This is a genomic window from Cyanobacteriota bacterium (assembly GCA_025054735.1).
Classification (GTDB): domain Bacteria; phylum Cyanobacteriota; class Cyanobacteriia; order SKYG9; family SKYG9; genus SKYG9.
The window spans coordinates 1-4,772 of the sequence record JANWZG010000319.1 but is presented as its reverse complement, the minus strand read 5'-3'; the positions used below and the strand labels follow the sequence as shown (position 1 = coordinate 4,772).

The window sequence follows — 4,772 nt, the reverse complement described above, 5'->3', positions numbered from 1 at the left end:
CTCAAATTCACGAGGGGTCAGATGGGTTACAGGTGCGGTCATAGGTCACCGTGGAGAGAAACGCGGGAGGACGGTTTGGTCTTAGGGTTCGTACTTTTGTATTATAATATAGCCTGTATAGGTTAGCAAATTTTCCCCCACTTGCCTTACTTCCTTGTCATGAACTGTATCACTGGATAGTTGGCTCTAAATACTTGGTGCAATTCTATACAATCATGACCCATGGTATAACTCAGTGCAGATAGCGACTACAATTCAGTCAACCATCTTTTAATCAACACAGGCGATCGTTATCTATGCCTCTTTACTGTCGTAATCAACACCTCAATGCTGAAGACAGTCGATTCTGCTACCTGTGTGGTGAGCCACTCCATCACCCTGCTAGCAGTCTTACACCCGGAACTGTGATTAGTAGTCGTTATCGCATTACCCGTGAACTAGGGCACGGGGGCTTTGGTCGCACCTATGAGGCGCAGGATCTAAATCGCTTTAATGAACCCTGTGTTCTGAAAGAATTTGCTCCTCAAGTAGAAGGTACTCAGGCTGTGCAAAAGGCATCGGAATTGTTCGAGCGAGAAGCAGGAGTGCTGTATAGGCTGAACCATCCCCAAGTGCCCCGCTTTCGAGAGTTGCTGCGGGTAACCCTTGCCAATGGCAGCAAGCTGTTTCTGGTGCAAGACTTTGTGGCTGGTCAAACCTATCAAGAGCTGTTACAGGCCCGTAAGCAACAGGGACAACTGTTCACTGAAGCAGATGTAGTGCAGTTACTGCGGCAATTACTACCTGTGTTGGACTATCTGCACAGTGTGGGAGTCGTGCATCGAGATATTGCTCCCGATAACCTGATGCAACGGTTTGTCGATAAGCTACCCGTATTGATTGACTTTGGTGGGGTAAAGCAGTTGGCTGCAACGGTGGCATCAGAACTAGCAGGGCAAGCAGCAACACCAGCAGCAACCGCGGTACCTAGTCAAGGCACACGATTGGGTAAGGTAGGGTATGCACCAGAGGAACAAATTCGACTGGGGATTGCTTATCCGCATAGTGATTTGTATGCGCTAGGGGTAACAATGCTGGTGTTGTTGACAGGGCGGGAACCTCAGGAGTTGCTCAACCCCCAAACCCTAGAGTGGCAGTGGCAGCACTATGTGCAGGTGAGTCCAGCGCTGGCAGCAATCCTAAACCAGATGATTGCCCATCGTCCCAACGATCGCTTTCAGTCAGCCAATCAGGTTCTACAGGCTCTGAATCAAGCAGGACTGGGGGGCGTTCCACTAACACAACTACCCCAATGCCAACCAAGAAGTGCCTCTGCCTACGGAGCACCCTATAGTGAGTTAGCCGTTCCTCAGCCATCCATCCCTGACATACCCCAGTCATCAAGTACCCCAATCTCTGCCACAACGGCGACTACACCCCTCTCAGAATCGTCGCCACAATCATCTACTAATTCCTCTAGGGTGTGGGGGGTTGCATTGGGGAGCACTGTGATTGTTGTTGCAGCAACCGCGGGCTGGTGGGCAACTCATCACGATCGCCAATCCTATTCAATCCCAGACTCTGCCCAGTCTATTCAACCTCCAACGATTTCAGTTATTCCGTCACCTGTAGCAACACCTACAACAGGCTTCTCTGCGGAGGAGCAGGAGCGGAAGCAGGCCTTGGACGATCGCCGCCGCCAATTAGCGATTGATAACAGCTTCTTTGTTAGGCTGGTGAATCAAGAATTCTACACTGCGAATCCTGACCTGAAAGGGCGGCAACTAACAACCAGCAAGGACGATGAGTTGCTGCGTGCCCAATGGGACAAAATTGCCAATGAGTTCTTGATGCGGTTAGAGCGGGTGAGTACTGAATCTCGGCGGCAACTGGGACACTACGGTAGGGCCGATCGCGATCGCTGGCTCAAACTAGTGAACCAGCACAACGTCAGTTCTCGCACCCTGTATGACTTAGCAGATGCTCAGTTCTTTCATCTGTTTCAGGAATATCGCAATACAAATATATCAGGACAGCCGATGGAGCAGGTATGGCACGCAATCGTGGCTGACCAAGTAACCGATATTTTATCTGGTAAGGTATTGAAAACCGTACAGTTTGCCACGGGTCGATTTGATACACGCCTGACTGGCAGTTTACAACCCGGAAAAGGCCGATCCTACATTGCCTATCTCAGCAAAGGACAACCTATGCGCTTTACGTGGCAAGCTGATCAGCCAGCACTGGTTTCTCTATATCCACCCTTGAGTAGCCAGAGACCGCTACTGGAGGATACCCGGCATACCAGTTGGTCAGGAACTTTGCAAGAGTCGGGATACTACGAAATTGTAATCGTTGCCGATGGTGACAATCCCGTGAATTACACGATTGACCTAGCTGTAGATAAAGTCTCTAACGCCACTAGCAATTCTCTGACACTGCCTACAGAACCGTCATCGTCACTCTAGTGTTATCCTTGCTCCTCTTGCCTGGAATTAATGGGTTGGTTTCGTGGGGTTAAACCGTTTATGGATCCAACTGATGAGACCACTCGCAATCGCTCCGGCCATGAGGATGCCGATCGCAGGCTGAAACAGCGGTTGCCACAACTGGTACCACAGGTCTAGCCCCAGGGAGACATGGGCCGCTTGACCAATAACAGCGATCGCTAACCAAGCAAAGCTAGCCAGCACCAACGCCACATCAATCATTAGGGCAGTGTTTAACCAATTTAGCAACCGCTCTCCCATGGGCACTCAGTCTCCGTTTGTCAGCCTATACAGCTCCATCATACCAGGGGTGATTATCCCAAGCGCTTAGCAATCGGCATTCGCCAGCCTGTGCCAAAGGCTCGATCGGTAATTTTCAGGCCCGGCGGGGCTTGTTTCCGCTTAAACTCTGCTCGATTTACCAAATGCACTACCTTAGTGGCGATCGCGCGATCGTGACCTGCGGCTACCAGTTGGTCAATGGATTCATAGTGATGGATCAGGCGCTCCAATATATCATCCAGCACATCATAGGGCGGGAGAGAATCTTGATCAACCTGTCCTGGCCTAAGTTCAGCACTGGGTGGCTTAGTAAGGATGTTTTCAGGAATGACTGGAGAACGATCGCTAGTGTGATTTAGCCAGCGGCACAGTCGATAGACCCATGTTTTGGGCACATCAGCAATCACTGCTAGACCACCGTTCATGTCGCCGTAGAGCGTGCAATACCCGACTGCCATTTCTGATTTGTTGCCTGTGGAGAGTAAGAGATGCCCAAACTTGTTGGCGATCGCCATCAGCAGGTTACCCCGAATGCGAGATTGCAGATTTTCTTCCGTTACATCTGGGGTTGTGCCCGCAAACAACTGACTCAGGGTGCGATCGAAGCTTTGCATCAAATCAGCAATCGGTATAGTTTGGGTATGAATTCCCAAGTTGGCTGCCAGGGCTAGAGCATCGTGGACAGAATGGTCAGAGCTATAGGGCGATGGCATCAGCACTCCCAGTACATGGTCAGCACCAAGTGCTGTTGCCGCGATCGCCGCCACCAGTGCAGAGTCAATGCCCCCGCTAAGCCCTAAGACTGCCCGCTGGAAACCACATTTCTGAGCATAGTCACGCACCCCCAGCACCAGTGCTGCCCAAATTTCAGCCTCTGGGTCAGTCAGTGGTGAGGTTATAGGCCCCGTCAGATGCTCAACTTTAGGATCCATGTCTACTGTTACTACCTCAGGTGCAAAGGCACGGGCACGGCAAACCACCTCACCGAAGCGATCGACTACGAAACTGCCGCCGTCAAAGATCAGATCATCATTGCCCCCCACTTGATTAACGTAGATAATGGCGTGTCCATAGCGACGAGCACTGTGGCTAAGCATGGCTTCTCGCAGGCGAGGCTTGCCCACTGTAAAAGGAGAAGCCGATAGGTTAATGATGAGATCAACTCCTGCCGCAGCTAAGTCAGCGATCGGGTTCGTTGGATAATTGCGCTTGCCCCAAAACTCCTCGTCATTCCACAGGTCTTCACAGATAGTGATGCCCATGCGCACGCCGTCAATTGTAATGTAGTGCGCCTGCCGTCCTGGCTCAAAGTAGCGGTCTTCATCAAACACATCATAGGTGGGCAGCAGTTGCTTGTGAATGTAACGCTGGATTGACCCCTCACTCAAAAGAGCCATGCTATTAAACAATGGCTTGCCTCCCTCCTCAGCAGCCTTGTGATTAGGGATCACTGTACCTACTAGCACAGCGAGGGATGGTGGTAGTGACTGAGCCAATTGTGCGAGGGTTGCGCCCATAGCCCGCACAAAGTCTGGCTGCAACAACAGATCACGCGGCGGATATCCACAGAGAGATAACTCTGGGGTCAGAAGCATTCGCGCCCCTTGTTCAACAGCCTGATCAGCCGCCGCCAAAATTTGCTGGGCATTGCTGGCTAGGGCACCAACAGTAGGATTTAGTTGAGCGATCGCAATCTTCATAACCTCTTCATGGCCTCTAACCAAACATAACCCCATGGGAAAGGCACTAGTTTATCATCCGATACGAATCCATGAGTGTAATTATGACACTAAGACGGGGATATGACTAGGGCCGGGTGACTAGTCGCAGGTAACCCCCTACGTAGGCTACAGAGCGGAGGTGTTAGCGATCGGGATTATTCATCTCTGGGTAAACACCCGTTTTCACGGTAATCGTCATGGGTTTGCCGTTGCGCAATACTGTGACTAGGAGCTTGCTGCCCACAGCACTGCTCTCTACTTGTTCTTGTACTTGCGCAGAACTCTCTATGGGTTTTCCGTT

At 51.1% G+C, this 4,772-nt stretch carries 3 protein-coding genes; 1 reads left to right on the top strand and 2 read right to left on the bottom strand.

Going from position 1 to position 4,772, the window contains the following annotated elements; genetic code table 11:
- Window positions 1-296: 296 nt before the first annotated feature.
- The gene (locus NZ772_14090; protein ID MCS6814680.1) at window positions 297-2,447 is read left to right on the top strand and encodes a protein kinase; all 2,151 of its coding nucleotides are present in this window, start codon (window positions 297-299) and stop codon (window positions 2,445-2,447) included.
- Window positions 2,448-2,474: 27 nt separating this feature from the next.
- Here the strand turns inward: NZ772_14090 and NZ772_14085 are convergent, their stop codons facing one another.
- Together NZ772_14085 and NZ772_14080 are read right to left on the bottom strand one after the other, a co-directional pair.
- Window positions 2,475-2,729 carry a hypothetical protein gene (locus NZ772_14085; GenBank protein ID MCS6814679.1) on the bottom strand — a complete coding sequence of 85 codons (255 nt, stop codon included), beginning with the start codon at window positions 2,727-2,729 and terminating at the stop codon, window positions 2,475-2,477.
- A 53-nt stretch (window positions 2,730-2,782) separates the two neighbouring features.
- Entirely contained in the window at window positions 2,783-4,450 is a 1,668-nt protein-coding gene (locus NZ772_14080) for an NAD+ synthase (GenBank protein ID MCS6814678.1), read from the bottom strand.
- Between the last annotated feature and the right edge of the window lie 322 nt (window positions 4,451-4,772).

Excerpts from the sequence above, each read along its gene's own strand:
- NZ772_14090 (MCS6814680.1), top strand. The coding sequence starts at position 297 with ATGCCTCTTTACTGTCGTAATCAACACCTCAATGCTGAAGACAGTCGA.
- NZ772_14085 (MCS6814679.1), bottom strand. The coding sequence starts at position 2,729 with ATGGGAGAGCGGTTGCTAAATTGGTTAAACACTGCCCTAATGATTGAT.
- NZ772_14080 (MCS6814678.1), bottom strand. The coding sequence starts at position 4,450 with ATGAAGATTGCGATCGCTCAACTAAATCCTACTGTTGGTGCCCTAGCC.